The following is a 15,772-nucleotide window of genomic DNA, read 5'->3' on the forward strand; positions in this document are numbered from 1 at the left end:
GTCTCAGAAAAACAATCGGGAAACGCCGGCAAATGCTCCGGGTTCGGGCGGTACAATGGCGCGGCACTCGGATTTTATCGGGCACAGGTGGTTTCATGCACATTCATATTTTGGGTATCTGCGGTACGTTTATGGGCGGTGTGGCCCAGCTTGCGGTGCACGCCGGGCATACGGTGACGGGGTGTGATGCCAACGTCTATCCGCCGATGAGCGACCAGTTAAAGCTTGCCGGCATTGAGCTCACGCAAGGGTATGGTGCCGAACAGATGGCCGTGAAACCCGACCTTTGGGTGATCGGTAACGCCGTGAGCCGCGGCAACCCCCTGCTTGAAGCCATTCTTGACGCTGGCGCCCCCTACACCTCGGGCCCGCAGTGGATGTGCGAGAACATTCTTCAGGGGCGGCACGTGATTGCCGTTGCCGGCACCCACGGCAAAACCACGACCACCTCAATGGTGGCAAAGATTCTCGATTACGCGGGGCTTGAACCGGGGTTTCTGATCGGGGGCGTGCCCGACGATTTCGGCATTTCAGCGCGGCTCGGCAGCGGCCGGCACTTTGTGATTGAAGCGGACGAATACGACACGGCGTTTTTTGATAAGCGCAGTAAGTTCGTGCACTACCGTCCGAGAACCGCGGTTTTAAATAACCTCGAGTACGACCACGCCGATATTTTTGAAAACCTCGCGGCGATTGAAAAGCAGTTTCATCATCTTGTGCGCACGATGCCTGAAAAGGGGCTCGTTGTCGTAAACGGCCGCTGTGAGGCCCTCGACAGAGTGCTCAAAATGGGCTGCTGGAGCCGTACGGAATTTTTCGACCGCGAGGGCGGCTGGACGGTGGACGATGCGCGCAACGTGAGTTTTGCCGGAAATCCCGTGGGACAGCTTGAGATGGCGCTTCCCGGTCACCATAACGCGTTAAACGCGACGGCGGCCATCGCAGCCGCGCGTGACGCAGGCGTTGATCCGAAGGCGGCGCTTGAAGCGCTTTCACACTTTGCGGGCGTCAAGCGCCGCCTGGAAGTAAAGGGCGAAGTGAGAGGCGTCACCGTGATTGACGACTTTGCGCACCACCCGACCGCGATCCGCGAAACGATTGCCGCACTGCGCCAGAAGGTGGGATCGCAGCGCCGCATCTTTGCGGTGCTCGAACCCCGCAGCAACACGATGAAGTTGGGAACCATGAAGGCGCAGCTTGCCGGAGCGCTTGCGGGCGCAGAGCGCGTCTTTTGCTGGGCCGGAGACGCCGTGCACTGGGATACGCACGAAGCGCTTTTGCCCCTGGGGGAAAAAGCCGAAACCTTCAGAGGCGACATGACGCCGATGATTGAGGACATTTGCCGCAGGGCCCGCGCCGGCGACGTGATTCTTTGCATGAGTAACGGCAGTTTCGGCGGTATTCACGCCAAACTCTTAAAGGAACTCGCGGCAACGGCGCAGAAAGCGTGAGTACGGTCCATCATGTCTTCTGTTAAAACGATCATTTACCTGCACGGGTTTTTATCCTCGCCCGCGTCGCTTAAAGGCCGGGTATTTGGTGAAAAAGCCCGCGCGCGGGGCCTTACTTACAAGGCACCGGACTTAAACGTGACGGATCCGAGGTGTCTGCCGTTTCTGCTTGATGATCTGCTGCGGGGTGAGTCTGCGGAGAGCGTTGCCGTGATCGGCTCAAGCCTCGGGGGCTTTTATGCCGCGTGGCTTGCAGGCCGAAGGCCCGTGAGAACGCTTCTTATCAACCCCGCAGTGCGCCCCTGGCTTTTCGTGGAAAAGTATCTCGGGGAGCAAAAGACAGCCGACGGCCGCACACTTCTTATCAGGCCGGACTTTGCGCAGTCCCTGGAAGCCATGCGGCCCGGTGCTTTTGCTTCGCCGCAGCAGGTTTTGGTGACGGTGACCACCGGCGACGAAGTGCTTGACTGGCATGAGGCCCTGCGGGCCTATCCCGCCTCACCGCAGTATGTGATTGAAGGGTCGGATCATGCTGTCTCTGACATTGACCGCTATGCTGACGCCCTTACGGATTTCCTCGTTAACGGGACACTTCCTTTAAAGCGTGCCGCCATCAGCGCGGGCGAAGCGCAAAAGCGTATTCTTTCGGACAACCTTCGCAACGAAAGGCACTAAAGCCATGCAGTTATTTTTTGAAGAAGACGGTGTTTTTAAGGCGGGTAACGTTCTGAAAAAGGACGGTACGGCCTATCAGGCGGAGCTTCCTACGGGGCGGCGCACCAAGGTTAAGGGCGGGCACGTCTTTTTCGAGTTTGACGGGATGAGTGCGGCCGAATTCATGGAAAAAGCACAGGCGACGGCCGCGGAGCTTGATCCGGCCTTCCTGTGGGAGGTTGCGCCCGATGAGGAGTTCGGGTACGAGGCGATTGCCGCCGACTACTTCACGGCCCCCAAACCCTTTGAGCGCGCCGCGGTTTTGCTCGCTCTGCACGGCAACCCCGTCTACTTTTACCGCAAGGGCCGCGGCAACTACCGTAAAGCCCCCGCTGATATTCTCGAGCGGGCGCTGGCAGCCGTCAAAAAGCGCGAGGAAATGGAAAAGAGGCGCGAAGCGATGACGCAGGAACTCGAAGAAGGCAGAGTGCCCGCGGAAATTGCCGCAAATCCCTACGGTCTTCTGATTAAGCCCGATAAAAACAGCATCGAGTGGAAGGCGCTTGCGGAAGCCGCGGACAACGCGCATATGAGCGCGTTAAGGCTGATGCTTAATCTCGGCATCATCCCGAGTCCCTGGCACTGGCTTGTGAAGGGCTTTTACTTTGAATATTTTCCCAAAGGCACCGGTTTTGCCGAAGTGCCGGCGGTGCCTGCAATCCCGGAAGATCTGCCGGTTGCTGAGGTCGAAGCCTTTTCCATCGATGACTCTCAGACCACGGAAATCGATGATGCGGCAAGCGTCACGGACCTGCCCGACGGCAAAAAACGCATCGGCATTCATATCGCGGCACCGGCACTGATCATGCCGCGCGACAGCGCCATTGACCGGCTTGCGAGAAACCGTATGTCCACCGTTTACGGGCCGGGGTTAAAGACCACGATGCTGCCGGAGGCCTGGGTCAAGGCCGCAAGCCTTGATGAGGGGCGGCTTGTGCCCTGCGTGTCGCTTTACGTGACGGTCAGCGACGACGCCAAGGTGATTTACGGTACGGAAACGCGGCTTGAACGCATTGCCGTCAAAACGAATCTGCGCTACGACACCTTTGAGCCCGAGATCACCGATGAGATGATGATCAATCACGCGCTCACGATCCCGCACGCCCGTGCGGTGGAGTTTCTCTGGCACTTTGCCCGCGCGCGGCTCGCCGAGCGCGAGGAGGTGCGCGGCAAGCCCGAAATTCTGGGCCGCATTGAGTGGAGCTTTGTTCTGGACGGTGAAGAGGATAAGGCTCATGTGACGCTCAAACCCCGCAAGCGCGGTGCCCCCATTGACCTTTTGGTTGCCGAACTCATGATCTTTGCCAACTCCACCTGGGGTCTTTGGCTTGAAGAGCACGGCTATGCCGGTATTTACCGCAGTCAGCGCATGGGGCGCGTCAAAATGAGCACCGTTCCAGGGCCGCACGACGGGCTCGGTGTGGTGCGCTATTCCTGGGCAACCTCTCCGCTGCGCCGCTATGTCGATATGGTCAATCAGCGTCAGATCATTGCGGCCGTGCAGGGCGCAGACCCCGTGTATCAGGGTAACGACGCGGACTTTTTTACGATCGTGAGCCGCTTTGAGGGGCTCTACGACGCCTATAACGATTTCCAAAGACGGCTGGAACGCTACTGGGCACTCCGGTGGATCGAGCAGGAAGGGTTAAAGGAAATTACGGCCGCGGTGATCAAGGAAGACCTTGTGCGCGCCGAGGATTTCCCCTTTGTGCAGCGTATTCCGGGGCTGCCTGAACTTGAGCGCGGACGCCGTGTGCGGCTTGCCGTGCTGGGCTTTGACTACATTGAGCTTGTGCTCGAAACCAAACTCATTGAAGTGCTGCCTGAGTCGGCCGGTCTCGGTGACGTTGACGATGAGGAAGACGATGACGCGGCGGCTGCGCAGACGGACGTTCCTCAGACTGAGGAAAATGTGACAAAAGACAGCCAAAGTGCGGCTGAAATCGGGCAAAATAGTCCTGACAAATAAGGTGTGTCGACACAGTCGGCGCGAACATCTGTTAATAGAAGGCTGAACGCGGCGAACCGCTGCTTTACGAGGATCCGCGGACAGCAAAGGATAGGGCGTATGAACCGCTATTTTGTCGTTGGAAATCCCGTCAGTCATTCGTTGTCGCCTGCCATTCATAAGGCTTTTGCCCAACAGTTCGGCATCGAAATGACGTATGAGGCGCGCGCTTTTGAAGACAACCGTTTCGCCGAAGGCATGGGGGCGCTGTGCCTTAAGGAAAAGCCCACGGGCATCAACGTGACGGTGCCTTTTAAGCTTGATGCCGCAGACTACTGCGAGGTGCTTTCCGACCGTGCCCGCGCGGCGCGCGCCGTCAACACAATCAGCTTTTACGATGACCGCCCTGTGGGTGACAACACCGACGGCGCGGGCTTTGTTGCCGACGTTGAAAAGCGCTGCGGCTTTGCCCTTAAGGGCGCCCGGGTTTTGATTCTCGGCGCCGGCGGCGCTGCCCGCGGTCTGCTTGCCGTGTTAAAGGACAAGGGCTGCGCGTCGCTTTGCGTGGCCAACAGAACGCCTTCGCGCGTTGATGATCTTGTGAAGGAATTCGGCGTGAAGCCCCTTCTTTTCACGGAAACCGCAGCAGGGGGCTTTGACCTCGTGGTGAACTGCACGAGTGCGGGGCTATCTGACGCCGCGCCCGCCGTTCCCAACACGGCCTTTAAAAACTGCGCTTTGGCCTACGACCTCTTTTACGCGGCCGAGCCCACGCCCTTTATGCGTCTTGCGGCTGAGTCCGGTGTGAAGCGCATCGAGGACGGCCTCGGAATGCTCGTTGAACAGGCTGCGGAATCCTTCCGTGTCTGGCACGGTAAGATGCCTGAAACGAAGGGCGTGTACGAAACGCTCAGAAAGGCGCTGCACGGCTAAGGCCTGAGGCGGTTTTCCGACAAAGAGCCGGTTTCTTTGGAAGCCGGCTTTTTGCTGTCTGCAAACCCCGATATGAGGGGGCATGCGGGAGGAAAAACACACCTCCTCAGCCGCGGTTTTTGTGGTTACAATGCCTGCGGTTTAACCGCGCCGCAACCTTTCGTATCTGCGGCGGGTTTGTCTGGCCGTGCTGCCTTTGTGACGGTGACGCGGCTTCTCCTTTTTTTATTCATCCTCCGGCAGGACGTTTGGCGATGGCAGAAAGCGACTCTGAAAAGATGCGGCTTGCACAGCAGTCCCGCAGTGAGGACGAAGCGCCGGCGCGAGACCCGGATGAAGCAAGCCGGGCTCTGGAGCGGATCTCCCAGATCTTTGACGAGCAGGACGAAAGCGGCGAGAAAGTTCCTGCGTCTGACGTCAGGGGGGACGCGACGCCCCTGGGGGAAACAGCAAAGAAAGCCTTAAAGGAGGTCCTCGCGGACCTGCATCCGGCTGACATCGCCTACGTGCTTGAAGCGCTCCCGCAGGATGACCGCCTCGCCGTCTGGCAGCTGGTTGACGGCGACCGTGAAGGCGATATTCTCGTTGAAGTCAATGACGGCGTGCGCGAGACCCTCATCGAGGCGATGAACCGCGATGAACTCGTTGACGCGGTTGAAACGCTCGATACCGACGAAATCGCCGACCTCGTGGAAGACCTGCCGCCTGACGTTGTCGCGGAAGTGCAGGAAGGGCTCTCGCACGAAGAGCGCGCACAGCTGCGCGCCGCGATGAGTTACCCCGAGGAGAGCGTCGGTGCGCGCATGGACTTTGAGATGCTCTCCATCCGCGAAGAGGTGACGCTTGAGATTGTGCTGCGGTTTCTGCGTCGCTTTGATTCGTTGCCGGACCATACCGACCAGGTCTTTGTGGTTGACCGTCAGGGAAAACTCAAGGGGTCTTTAGCGGTAAGCCAGATTCTTGTGCACGAGCCTGAGGCTTCGGTTTCAAGCCTCATGCGCACCGATATTCTCACCTTAAACCCTCTGGATGACGCAGGAGATGCCGCACAGGCCTTCGAACGTTATGACCTGGTGAGCGCGCCGGTCGTGGATGAGTCCGGGCGTCTCGTAGGGCGTCTTACCGTGAACGAAGTCGTTGACGTTATCCGTGAAGAAAGCGATGAAGACGCATACGCGGCGGTGGGCCTTGATGATGATCAGGATATTTTCGGCAGTGTCTGGGATGCCGCCAAGAGCCGCTGGGTGTGGTTGGGCGTCAACCTCTGCACGGCCTTTTTCGCGTCCCGCGTGATTACGGCCTTTGACGGCACGATTGAGCGTGTGGTGGCGCTTGCCGCTCTGATGCCGGTTGTGGCCGGTATGGCCGGCAACTCCGGTAACCAGACGCTCACGCTTTTGGTGCGCTCAATGGCAATGGGCCAGGTCACCGACGCCAACCGCTTTGACCTCCTGAAAAAAGAACTTGTTGTGGCGCTTATCAACGGCCTCTTGTGGGGCGCCATCGCAGGACTTTGTGCCTGGGGACTTTACTTCAACAGCTCTCAGGGGATGCTCCTCGGGTTTGTGATGTTCCTTGCGATGCTTTTAAACATCATCGTGGGGGCGGCCGTGGGCCTGGCGGTGCCTCTGATACTGAAAGCCTGCGGGCGGGATCCTGCGATGGGCGGTTCGGTCCTTCTCACATTTACCACCGACTCCGGGGGCTTTCTGATTTTCCTCGGACTCGCCACGGTCTTTTTCCGGTAACCCGGCGCACTGCGGCTAAAAAACGACACGGCAGTGCAAAGATTTGTTGCGCAGTGTTAATGCCTGGGCTTTAACCGTGTCCTCTGCGCGCAAATGCGGTACATTATTTCCAAAACCATGAATCCGGCTGCGAGTTTTACTCCGGCCCGGCTGCTTTGCCTTCAGGGGAGCGGCCCCAAAAAGAGGAAATAAAAATGACAAAGAAACTTCTCTTGCCCGCGATGCTTGTGAGTGCCGCGCTTGCAACGGGTTGTGCTTCGGACGGTTCGCTTTACCGCTCAGACGTTTATACGGCTCCGATGGTCAATCAGGCGCAGGAAGTAAAGACCGTTGAAATCATCGCGGTGGTTCCGGCGCGTGTTGCCGTCACCAACAGCGACAACCGTACGGATGCCCGTAATATCGGCATGCTTCTCGGGGCGATCGCCGGCACCGTGATCGCCAATCAGGGCAGCCACTCCACGTCAAATAAGATCGCGGGCGGCCTTGCGGGCGGTGCAATCGGCGGCTTAGCCGGCCAGGCCGCGGGCGGCGGCCGTCAGGAACTCGTCAACGGCGTGCAGATCACCTTCCGTGACGGCAACCGCATGTTTAATTCCGCCCAGGTAGGCCAGGTCTGCGAATTTAAGACCGGGACGGCCATCATGGTGTCGCCCTCGCCCAACGAAACCCGTATTCAGCCCAACAACCCCTACGGCTGTCCGAGAAAGTAACGGTTTGAGGTGATGACGATGAAAGTAATGGTGAAGGTATGCTCGGCCGCTCTCTCCGTTCTGGCGGCCTCAGTGGTGCTCGCACAGACCGCGGGCAGCGTGCCGCCCGACTATGTGCCTTCGGGCATTTCCCCGGTGGACGCGCAGATTCAGGCTGTTAAACAGAACTATCAGGAAGTGCAGGCTGCGGCTCGGGCCGAACTTCAGGCGCGCGCAAAGGCTGCGGCCGCCGCTCAGGCGAAAAAGGATGCCGCGGCGCGTGCTGCCGCGAAGGAACGTGCCCGTAAGGCCGCGAAGGCTGAAAAGCGAGCCGATGAAAAGGCGGCGCTTGAGATGGAGCTTTTGCGCCTTGACGTGGAGAAAAAGCGTGCCGCAGTGGGCGCTGACGCAGCGATCAACAATGAAACCGCCAAGCGTGCCAAGGATTTTGTGGACACAAAGATTGATGCTGAGCGCGCCAAGGTGGAGCGCATCCGCGCGAAAAACCAGGCGATTAAGGAAGGTCGGGAGGCTGACGTGAAATAACGTCAGTTGCACTCAAAGCGCGTAAAGCCGCTTTTCCCGACGGTGACTCAAAGAGCCGGACGGGGAAAGTGTTGGAGGACGGGGTGGCTTTTACACAAATGCGCGCGTAAAAATGATTCTTCGGGCATATGTGTGGGTAGTTAGTCCCCCGATTTTGGGCAACAAGAGCCTGTTAACAAATACGGAGAGAGCCCCCGGTACTCGCTACGCTGCATACCTGCGCGATTACCGGGGGCTCTCTCCGTAACGGCCGCCGAATAGGCATGGCGAGCAGCACGACTGCCGGCCTTTCTTCAGATTTCATTAACAAAAAAGCCATTCACAGTTTTTAAAGTTGTGGCTGTCTACACTCACAAAATAAGGACCGGAATGGCTCTGGACACCACTTTATTCAAGCATCTTCTCAATGTCAAAAGCACCGTCGTCGAGGACATCGAATTCTTCCAAGAAACTGACGGTACAAAATCTGCAGTGGTCCAGGTTCACGCCACCCGGGGATACCGTTGCCGGCGCCGGTTTCGTAATGTTGAAAATCTCAAGGCAAAGGTGCTTTTATGCTGCTCAAATTTGGTGATCCCTTTGCCAAACCATGCTGTCTCCGGAAAGCCCGCTAAACAACAGCCTTCCGGTGTAGTTGCTTGATTTTTTTTACCCACAACTATGCACGAAGAGCTAGGATTTTCTCGATTTTTGATCTTGCACCAGCCTGCCTTTTTGAAAAATCAAGCTGGTGCAAAATGCAGGCTAAAGCTTCAATAGGAAAATCTTATATCCCTTTGTTTTTTCGATGTCCAAAAGGATTGGACGACTACGTCTTTAGGAGCAATTTGTTGTTCAGACTCGTCTACAAACAGCTAAAACAGACAGCGGTGCAGGCGAAGACAATTAGGATTAGACGACTACGTCGTTAGGAGCAATTTGTTGTTCAGACTCGTCTACAAACAGCTAAAACAGACAGCGGTGCAGGCGAAGACAATTATTTGAAAGAAGACCGGCTGATGTAGGCTAAATGACGTGCATACGGATAAACCCGAAATGCATTCGAAGATCGCTTGATGGAAAAATTAGGAGTTGCTCTCATTCGCGATAATTTTGGAATGAGCGCGACCTTAAAAGTCTTTCAAACGTTTCTTCAGGAGCAATATATGCTCGGACTCTATCCGACCTGGTTTGAACCGGGTGTCGGAAGCGGCTGGATCATCGGCTTCATTGCCACGATTCACGTTCTCTTCTCTCACGCCTCGGTTGGCGGCGGCATCTTGTTTGCGTGGCTGGCCAATTATGCCGTTCGCAAGGACCGGCCCGTTTATCTCAGCTTCATTCGCCGCTACGGTCTCTTTCTTCTCATCTTCAGCTACGTGCTGGGTTCCATCACGGGGCCTGGCATTTGGTTTGCCGCAACAGTTGCGAGCCCGCGCGGCATTTCCGCTCTAATTCACAGCTTCGTCTGGCTCTGGGCGAGCGAATGGGTGTTCTTCCTCATTGAGGTCGTCGGCGTCTATCTGCTTGTCTATCTGGCCGGCCGCGTAGATCCGAAGACCCATACGCGGATTGCGACGATCTTCGGGCTCTCGTCCGTCGCAACGCTGCTTGTGATTGCGGGCATTCTCTCCTTCATGCTGTGGCCGGGTCAGGCCGACTGGCATCAGACGGGCGGCGTGCTCAATGCCTTCTTCGGCGAAAACACCTTTGCTCAGGTGGCCGCGCGCTTCATGTTCATGCTCACCATCACCGGCGTCGTCGGCGGCATGGTGGCCGGGCGCATCCGCGATGCGGACGACCGCAGGGCGATCGTGCGCATTCTTTCGGCTGCCGGCCTCATCGGCACGTTCTTCGGCTGTCTAGCCTTCAACTGGTATCTGTCCACGATTCCGGCCGAGGCGCATGATTTGGCGGCCACGCGCCTGCCCGAGCAGTTCGGCCTCATGATGGCGGCTTCGGTGGCCGTCTCCGCCGCGTACTTCATCATCACCGCCTGGAAGCCCGCGGTTCTGCGTCCGTGGCTGGCCGGCGTCATGACGATCGTCATTCTCGTCCTCGGTCTTGCGCCTGAGGAGACGGCTCGCGAAATCATCCGCAAGCCGTGGGTGGCTGGCCAGTATGTCTACGGCAATCAGATCATCGGGCGCGATGTTCCGGCTCTTGGCATCAAAAGCGAACTGCCGCGCATGGCGGAGAAGGGCATTCTCGCTCAGCATCCGTTCGTGCCGGAAAGCCTTCGCAGGGTGACGCCTGAAAACGAGGTCGCAGCCGGCCGCGTGCTTGCGCTCACGCTTTGCAGCAACTGTCATTCGCTCACCTCCACGGGCATTCGGCCGCTTGAGCGCTTCTTCCCGTCCGATGCAGACCGGCGCTTCATCGCCGACTATCTAGGAGCAGGCCTGCATCGCGGCCACACGGTCTACATGCCCGCGGTTCCGCTCCCCGAAGCGGAGCGTGAAGCCATGGCCGCCTACATCGAAACTCTTGTCAAGAAAGGAGACGCCAAATGAATGAATCCCTTTTTCTGGCGCTGATGGATCCTGCGGGCGCGCCGGCTCATCCGCTCGTCTTCCTCGTGCTCGGCGTCGTAACGTTCGCGCTTCACATGACGGCAGTCAATGTGATGCTTGGCACGCTAGGCCTTGCCGCTGTGGGAAGCTTCTCTTCGAATCCGTACTGGCAGCGACTTTCCGGCGCGCTGGGCACGACCGCCAAGGCTGCCGTCTCGGTCGCCATCGTGTTGGGCGTCGCGCCGCTGCTCTTCGTTCAGGTCATCTACGATCCGTTCTGGTACACATCGAACGTGATTTCGGCCTGGTGGCTTCTCGGCTTCCTTGCCGTTCTCACGGTCGCCTATCTGGCGCTCTACCGCTGGTACGGTCTGAATCATTCATATGCGGACGACGGCACGCCGTCGAGCCGTCCGGGCGCACCGCGCGGCGGCTTCTGGCTGGCCGGCTCGCTCCTTCTGATGATCGTCTGCGGCGCCATCATGCACGCGGTCGTCAATCAGTCGCTTCAGCCCGCGGAATGGATGAACTGGTACGCTCCCGGCGGCACGATCGTGCCCTACGGCCGGGAACTTCACAGCCTCACGATCGGACGTCTGGCGTTCTTCCTGCTGCTGAGCCTTCCCGTCACGGCCGCCTGGCTCTTCGGCATGCGCCGCTATCTCCTCTCTTCGGGCGAGACGGACTACGGCTACGTCGACTTCATCGAAGGCCTTGCACACGCCATGGCCAAGGCAGGCGCCGTGCTCGTCCTCGCTGCCGGCGCGCTTTGGATGGCGGCGCTTCCTGAAAACATGGAATGGTTCCGCACGTCCGTCTGGATGTGGATTGCGCTGGTCCCGATCGCGTACTTCGGCGCCATGAGCTTCATTCAGAAAAAGCGCAAGCTCTGCATTTTCTGCAACTACATGGCATTCGGCATGACGATCATCATGACGATTGTGCTCGCCGCCGTTCGCGAAGTGCTCCGCTTCGTCACGCTGCTTGACGCCGTCGGCTGGAATGCGCTCGACTACAAGATCACGATGGACTGGCCGAGCACCGCCATCTTCTTCGTGACCTTCCTCGTCCTGGGCGGCCTCAACCTTTCGTACCTTCTGACACTGGCTTGGAAGAGCGGTCAGACGAAGGATCTCTACACGCCTTCCTCCGGACTCACCCGCGTAGGCACCCTCGCCATTGCGTCCCATATCTGCTGGGTCGCCGGCTACTTCATCATCGGCTGGATCGTGATCAACGGATAAGGAGACAACATGAACATCAGGCAAATCATTGCAGCGGCGGGCGCATCCTTCTTCTGCGCAGCATCCGGGAGTGCTCTCGGCGGCGACGCTTCTTCGTCCGAACCCAGGGCCGACTCTCTGGCGCATACGTGCGCCGCGTGCCACGGGACCTTCGGAGAAGTTAAGGGTGAAAACTTTGTGCCGCTGGCCGGCATGCCGCCCGCCGAATTCATTATCTCGATGAAGGATTTCAAGAACCTCAAGCGGCCGTCTTCCATCATGAGCCACATTGCTCAGGGCTACGGCGACGATGAAATCGAACGCATGGCCGACTTCTTTGCGAACATCAAGACGGGAGAGCAGAAATGAGAAATGCAGTCATGCTTCACCGCCGCCGCCTTCTGACGGCCATGGCCCTTGCCGCCGCGGGTACTTCCGCCGGCACTTCCTGGGCGAGGATGGCAGCCGAATCGCTCGCACCTGCGGCCGGCGCAACAATCGTCATCGTCGGCGCAGGCGTCGGCGGCGCTACCGCGGCCAAATACCTCAAGATCTTCAACCCGAAGATCCACGTTACGCTGATCGACCGGAATCCGAACTTCGTGCGCCATTACGGCTCGTCTGAACTTCTGACGGGCGCCGTGACAATGGAGGATCTCACGGTCTCATACGACGCGCTTCACGAGCGCTACGGCGTCAAGGTCGTTCGCGACACGATCATCGGTCTTGATGCCGACAGAAAGACCGTGATCGGCAAAACAAGCCGTTATGCCTACGACAAGCTCATCGTTTCGCCGGGCATCGAGCTTCTCTACGATGCTCTGCCGGGCTACAGCGCGGATCTGGCGGCCTCCCGAATCCCGAGCGGCTGGATCGCAGGTCCTCAGACGCAGCTCCTTGCCGATCAGCTTCAGTCGATGCGTAGCGGCGGCACGTTCCTCATCGTTGCGCCGCCCAATCCGTACCGCTGTCCGCCCGGTCCGTACGAACGCGCTGCGCTCGTGACCGAATGGTGCGCAAAGCACAATCCGACCGCAAGGGTCATCATCACCGATCCGAAGAACAGCTTCGTGACGGATGAAACAATGATCCTCGGCTGGAACCGCCTCTACGGGTTCCCGATCCCGGCCGATTATTCGGCGAAGCTTTCCAACTACGCAAAGCCCGCACGCGACGACTGCCGGCTTGCGTGGATTCAGGCGCACGACGGCGGCAAGCCTCTGGAACTCGATGCAGCCGGCATGACGGTACGGACCGAAGCGGGCATGATCAAGGCGGACGTGATCAACATCATTCCGCCGATGCGTGCGGCAAACATTGCGCTTGAGATGGATCTAGCCGACAAGACGGGCTTCTGCCCGGTCGATCGCCGGACCTTTGAGAGCTCGATCATTCCCGATGTCTATGTGCTCGGGGATGCGTCCATCGCGGATGCCATGCCGAAGTCGGGCTTTTCAGCCAATACGCAGGCGAAGACGACGGCCCGCGCCATCGTCGAGGAGCTCGCGGGCCGGCCGATTCCCGAGCCCGCCTGGTCGAACACCTGCTATGCGCTTGCAGGCGAGGACTACGGTCTTTTCGTGGCCGACGTCTTCCGAATCGTCAACGGCAAAATCGCCCGAGTCAATACGCGAGCCCGCTATCAGTTCCTGACGGCGAGCCCGCAGGAGCAGGCCGTTGCCGCACATTACCTGCACAGCTGGATGAACACCATTACGGCCGACAGCTTCGGCTAAGGATACAAGATGAAAGCAGTAAAACTCTGCATGTTGATGATGGCGGCTTTGCCTGTGATGGCGGCCGCTTCGCCGGCCGCAAATCCGGACGCTCCTGCGCTCACGCCCGAGGCGTTCGATGCTGTCGTCGCCTCGCTTCCGGAACCCAATCCGCTCGGCGGCTTTGCCGTGCACAGCAAGCAGTTCTGCGGGAGCTGCCACGGACCGAACGGCATTTCTCAGACTTCCGCGTGGCCGCATGTCGCCGGACAGCCCTTCGAGGTCACCGCCAAGGCGCTTCTGGATTATCGCGACGGACGCCGCTCGGGCGGCGAACGCGCCAAACTGATGGTCGCGGCCGTTAAAACAATGACCGATCAGCAGATCGCTGACGTCGCCGCCATGTACGCCATGCTTCCCGGCCCCGACGGAACGAAGCTTGAGGTCGGCAAGAAGAACATGGTCGACACTTCAGGCATCGATGTTTCCGGGCTTGTCCGAAAGGGAGATCCCAAGCGTGCGATCACGCCGTGTGCGGCTTGTCACGGTACGACGGGGAAAGGAAGGGCCACCGGAAGCGTGCCCGTCATTCACGGCCAAAACCCGGCCTATCTTGCGGGCCAGCTCAGAGACTACCGCGACGGAAGACGCACGAACGACATCCTGAAGGAAATGCGCTTCTTCGTGCAGAAGCTCACCGATGACGAGATTAACGCGCTTGCCGTCTACTACGCCTCTCAGGCCGGACGTCCCGGCTCAAAGCCGTAAGGAGCGTTGAGGCATAGTTGAGGCATAAGGAAAGAGCCGCCCGGCCGCTTGTCGCAGCCGGACGGCTCAGTACCTCCTGGCTAGCCTGAATTTTGCAGCAGCTTGATTTTTTAGAAAGGCAGGCTGGTGCAAGATCAAAAATCGAGAAAATTCTGGGGGCATCATGGCAAAAATTCACGCGGAGCCCGATTTTGGGTGCATTGCCCCCAACCCCCGATGGCACGCTTTGTGAGTCGGGGACGCTCAGGCGTCAGAGTATCGGTATCTTGAAAAGCGCTCCCAGCTCGCGGGCTCCCGGCAAAACAGAGGGCAGCGTCAGTCGGACGGTGTTTATCGTTGAGCTCCATTTAGCAGTCACCAGGATGACAGTGGTTCTGAGCCGGGCAATGGAAACACGTACAGCTTTTTTCGCGCTTTCCTTCACAACACCAAAGAGATAGTGCCGGGCCAACTTGAGCACCAGCAATGTCACCATGCCCAATATCATGCGGTAGCCGTTGGTGCAAAAGCGCGTTGAACTTGCTCTGCCGCCAAAGCAATCCGTTTTAAATTCTGCGATATTGAGTTCGCAGTCAGCCGCCCGACCGCAGTAAAGGTCTTCATACAGCTTGGCTGCGCCGTACTCGGAATACTTTCCGTACCAGCCGTCTTCCCCCTTTTTGACATGTTTGATGTTGGTCTGAATCAGGCGCAGATCCATTTGGTTGGTACGAGCGTCATGCTGTCGTCGGGCGATGAGCCGACGTTCCTGCTTCCAGGACTTAGCTTTGTAATTGACGAGTTCGCCGATGGTGCGGTGAGCCATGCCGGTCGTGGTGTAGCGTTTCACCATCTTGCGGCGGGGATTCTTCAGACCGTTTTCTTTTACCATTCATTGGGTTTTCGGATTCGGCGAAAACCCAATGACATAACCGACCGATGAGGATTTCCGGCACATCCGCTGGTTTAAAGAAAAACAGGGTAAAAAAGTGGTAAGAGCTTTTGTCTTTTATTGCGGCCAACAGGTCCGCGACTTTGGGGATGGCTGTATCGCTGTTCCGATGGCGGCTTTTTGGAATTAAGCCGCATTTCTGTTGTCTTGATGCAGAAAAACCGGAAGGTGCTTTTGGACATCTTCCGGTTGCAGACTGAACGGGAGGTTTGGTCGGTTTACGCGTCTCCAAAGAGCCGCTTTAATTCTTCGGGGACACCTTTTTTGCGGGGCGCCGGTGAAGCACTGCGGGCTTCTTTGGAATTGACTTCGTGCGCCGGGTACTCGCCGTCAATTTCATCGGCAAAGTAAGAGGCCGGAGCGGCCGAGGTTAAAAACCGGTCTGCAACTTCCTGGCCCACATCCTCATAGCGCATGATGCGGTGCGTATCGAACTCAATGTCAAGCTGACGCCTTTCGGGGTCGTAGCCCGCGGAAAGAATGCCGCCGCGGCGAATCGGTCTTCTCTGCATGGAGAAACTCCTTCAAATGCGCTGACAATGGTCTCATTATCCGCCATTTGCCTGCAGAAGTCTTTTTCTGCCGGGGGCTGAAGACGAGGCCGTGGCGGA

At 58.2% G+C, this 15,772-nt stretch carries 15 protein-coding genes; 13 read left to right on the top strand and 2 right to left on the bottom strand.

The features are described 5' to 3' along the window. The first annotated feature begins 95 nt into the window (after positions 1-95). The 13 genes from mpl (at position 96) to NXF97_RS07670 (ending at position 14,230) form a co-directional block, all read left to right on the top strand. Positions 96-1,451 (top strand): UDP-N-acetylmuramate:L-alanyl-gamma-D-glutamyl-meso-diaminopimelate ligase, encoded by a 1,356-nt coding sequence (gene mpl / locus NXF97_RS07610; protein WP_274955605.1) that lies wholly within the window; start codon positions 96-98, stop codon positions 1,449-1,451. Positions 1,452-1,463: 12 nt separating this feature from the next. Continuing rightward, positions 1,464-2,126: a YqiA/YcfP family alpha/beta fold hydrolase gene (locus NXF97_RS07615; RefSeq protein WP_274955606.1), complete on the top strand. Its 663-nt coding sequence runs from the start codon at positions 1,464-1,466 to the stop codon at positions 2,124-2,126. Between the two features lie 4 nt (positions 2,127-2,130). Continuing rightward, positions 2,131-4,134 carry a ribonuclease catalytic domain-containing protein gene (locus NXF97_RS07620; protein WP_274955607.1) on the top strand — a complete coding sequence of 668 codons (2,004 nt, stop codon included), beginning with the start codon at positions 2,131-2,133 and terminating at the stop codon, positions 4,132-4,134. Positions 4,135-4,233: 99 nt separating this feature from the next. Next, positions 4,234-5,046 (top strand): shikimate dehydrogenase, encoded by an 813-nt coding sequence (gene aroE / locus NXF97_RS07625; protein ID WP_274955608.1) that lies wholly within the window; start codon positions 4,234-4,236, stop codon positions 5,044-5,046. A gap of 254 nt (positions 5,047-5,300) precedes the next feature. After that, positions 5,301-6,794 carry a magnesium transporter gene (gene mgtE / locus NXF97_RS07630; protein WP_417042641.1) on the top strand — a complete coding sequence of 498 codons (1,494 nt, stop codon included), beginning with the start codon at positions 5,301-5,303 and terminating at the stop codon, positions 6,792-6,794. Between the two features lie 194 nt (positions 6,795-6,988). Then, positions 6,989-7,507, top strand: coding sequence for a hypothetical protein (locus NXF97_RS07635; protein ID WP_274955609.1), 519 nt, complete (start codon positions 6,989-6,991; stop codon positions 7,505-7,507). Positions 7,508-7,519: 12 nt separating this feature from the next. Next, positions 7,520-8,032: a hypothetical protein gene (locus tag NXF97_RS07640; protein ID WP_274955610.1), complete on the top strand. Its 513-nt coding sequence runs from the start codon at positions 7,520-7,522 to the stop codon at positions 8,030-8,032. A gap of 369 nt (positions 8,033-8,401) precedes the next feature. Then, the gene (locus NXF97_RS07645) at positions 8,402-8,674 is read left to right on the top strand and encodes a hypothetical protein (RefSeq protein ID WP_274955611.1); all 273 of its coding nucleotides are present in this window, start codon (positions 8,402-8,404) and stop codon (positions 8,672-8,674) included. A gap of 503 nt (positions 8,675-9,177) precedes the next feature. Then, positions 9,178-10,524, top strand: a complete 1,347-nt coding sequence (locus NXF97_RS07650; RefSeq protein ID WP_274955612.1) for a c-type cytochrome — start codon at positions 9,178-9,180, stop codon at positions 10,522-10,524. Between the two features lie 95 nt (positions 10,525-10,619). Beyond that, positions 10,620-11,768, top strand: a complete 1,149-nt coding sequence (locus NXF97_RS07655) for a hypothetical protein (protein WP_274955613.1) — start codon at positions 10,620-10,622, stop codon at positions 11,766-11,768. A gap of 9 nt (positions 11,769-11,777) precedes the next feature. Then, positions 11,778-12,116, top strand: coding sequence for a c-type cytochrome (locus NXF97_RS07660; RefSeq protein ID WP_074008813.1), 339 nt, complete (start codon positions 11,778-11,780; stop codon positions 12,114-12,116). Then, positions 12,113-13,483 (top strand): NAD(P)/FAD-dependent oxidoreductase, encoded by a 1,371-nt coding sequence (locus tag NXF97_RS07665; protein WP_274955614.1) that lies wholly within the window; start codon positions 12,113-12,115, stop codon positions 13,481-13,483. The genes NXF97_RS07660 and NXF97_RS07665 overlap by 4 nt, the downstream gene beginning before the upstream one ends. Positions 13,484-13,492: 9 nt before the next feature. Then, positions 13,493-14,230 carry a c-type cytochrome gene (locus NXF97_RS07670; protein ID WP_274955615.1) on the top strand — a complete coding sequence of 246 codons (738 nt, stop codon included), beginning with the start codon at positions 13,493-13,495 and terminating at the stop codon, positions 14,228-14,230. 250 nt (positions 14,231-14,480) lie between these two features. Here the strand turns inward: NXF97_RS07670 and NXF97_RS07675 are convergent, their stop codons facing one another. After that, a complete protein-coding gene (locus tag NXF97_RS07675) occupies positions 14,481-15,101 on the bottom strand; it encodes a transposase (RefSeq protein ID WP_274955616.1) in 621 nt (206 codons plus the stop codon). Positions 15,102-15,379: 278 nt separating this feature from the next. After that, entirely contained in the window at positions 15,380-15,673 is a 294-nt protein-coding gene (locus NXF97_RS07680) for a KTSC domain-containing protein (RefSeq protein WP_022372974.1), read from the bottom strand. Between the last annotated feature and the right edge of the window lie 99 nt (positions 15,674-15,772).

The sequence above is a fragment of the Duodenibacillus massiliensis genome, from assembly GCF_928721995.1.
Classification (GTDB): Bacteria; Pseudomonadota; Gammaproteobacteria; order Burkholderiales; family Burkholderiaceae_F; genus Duodenibacillus; species Duodenibacillus massiliensis.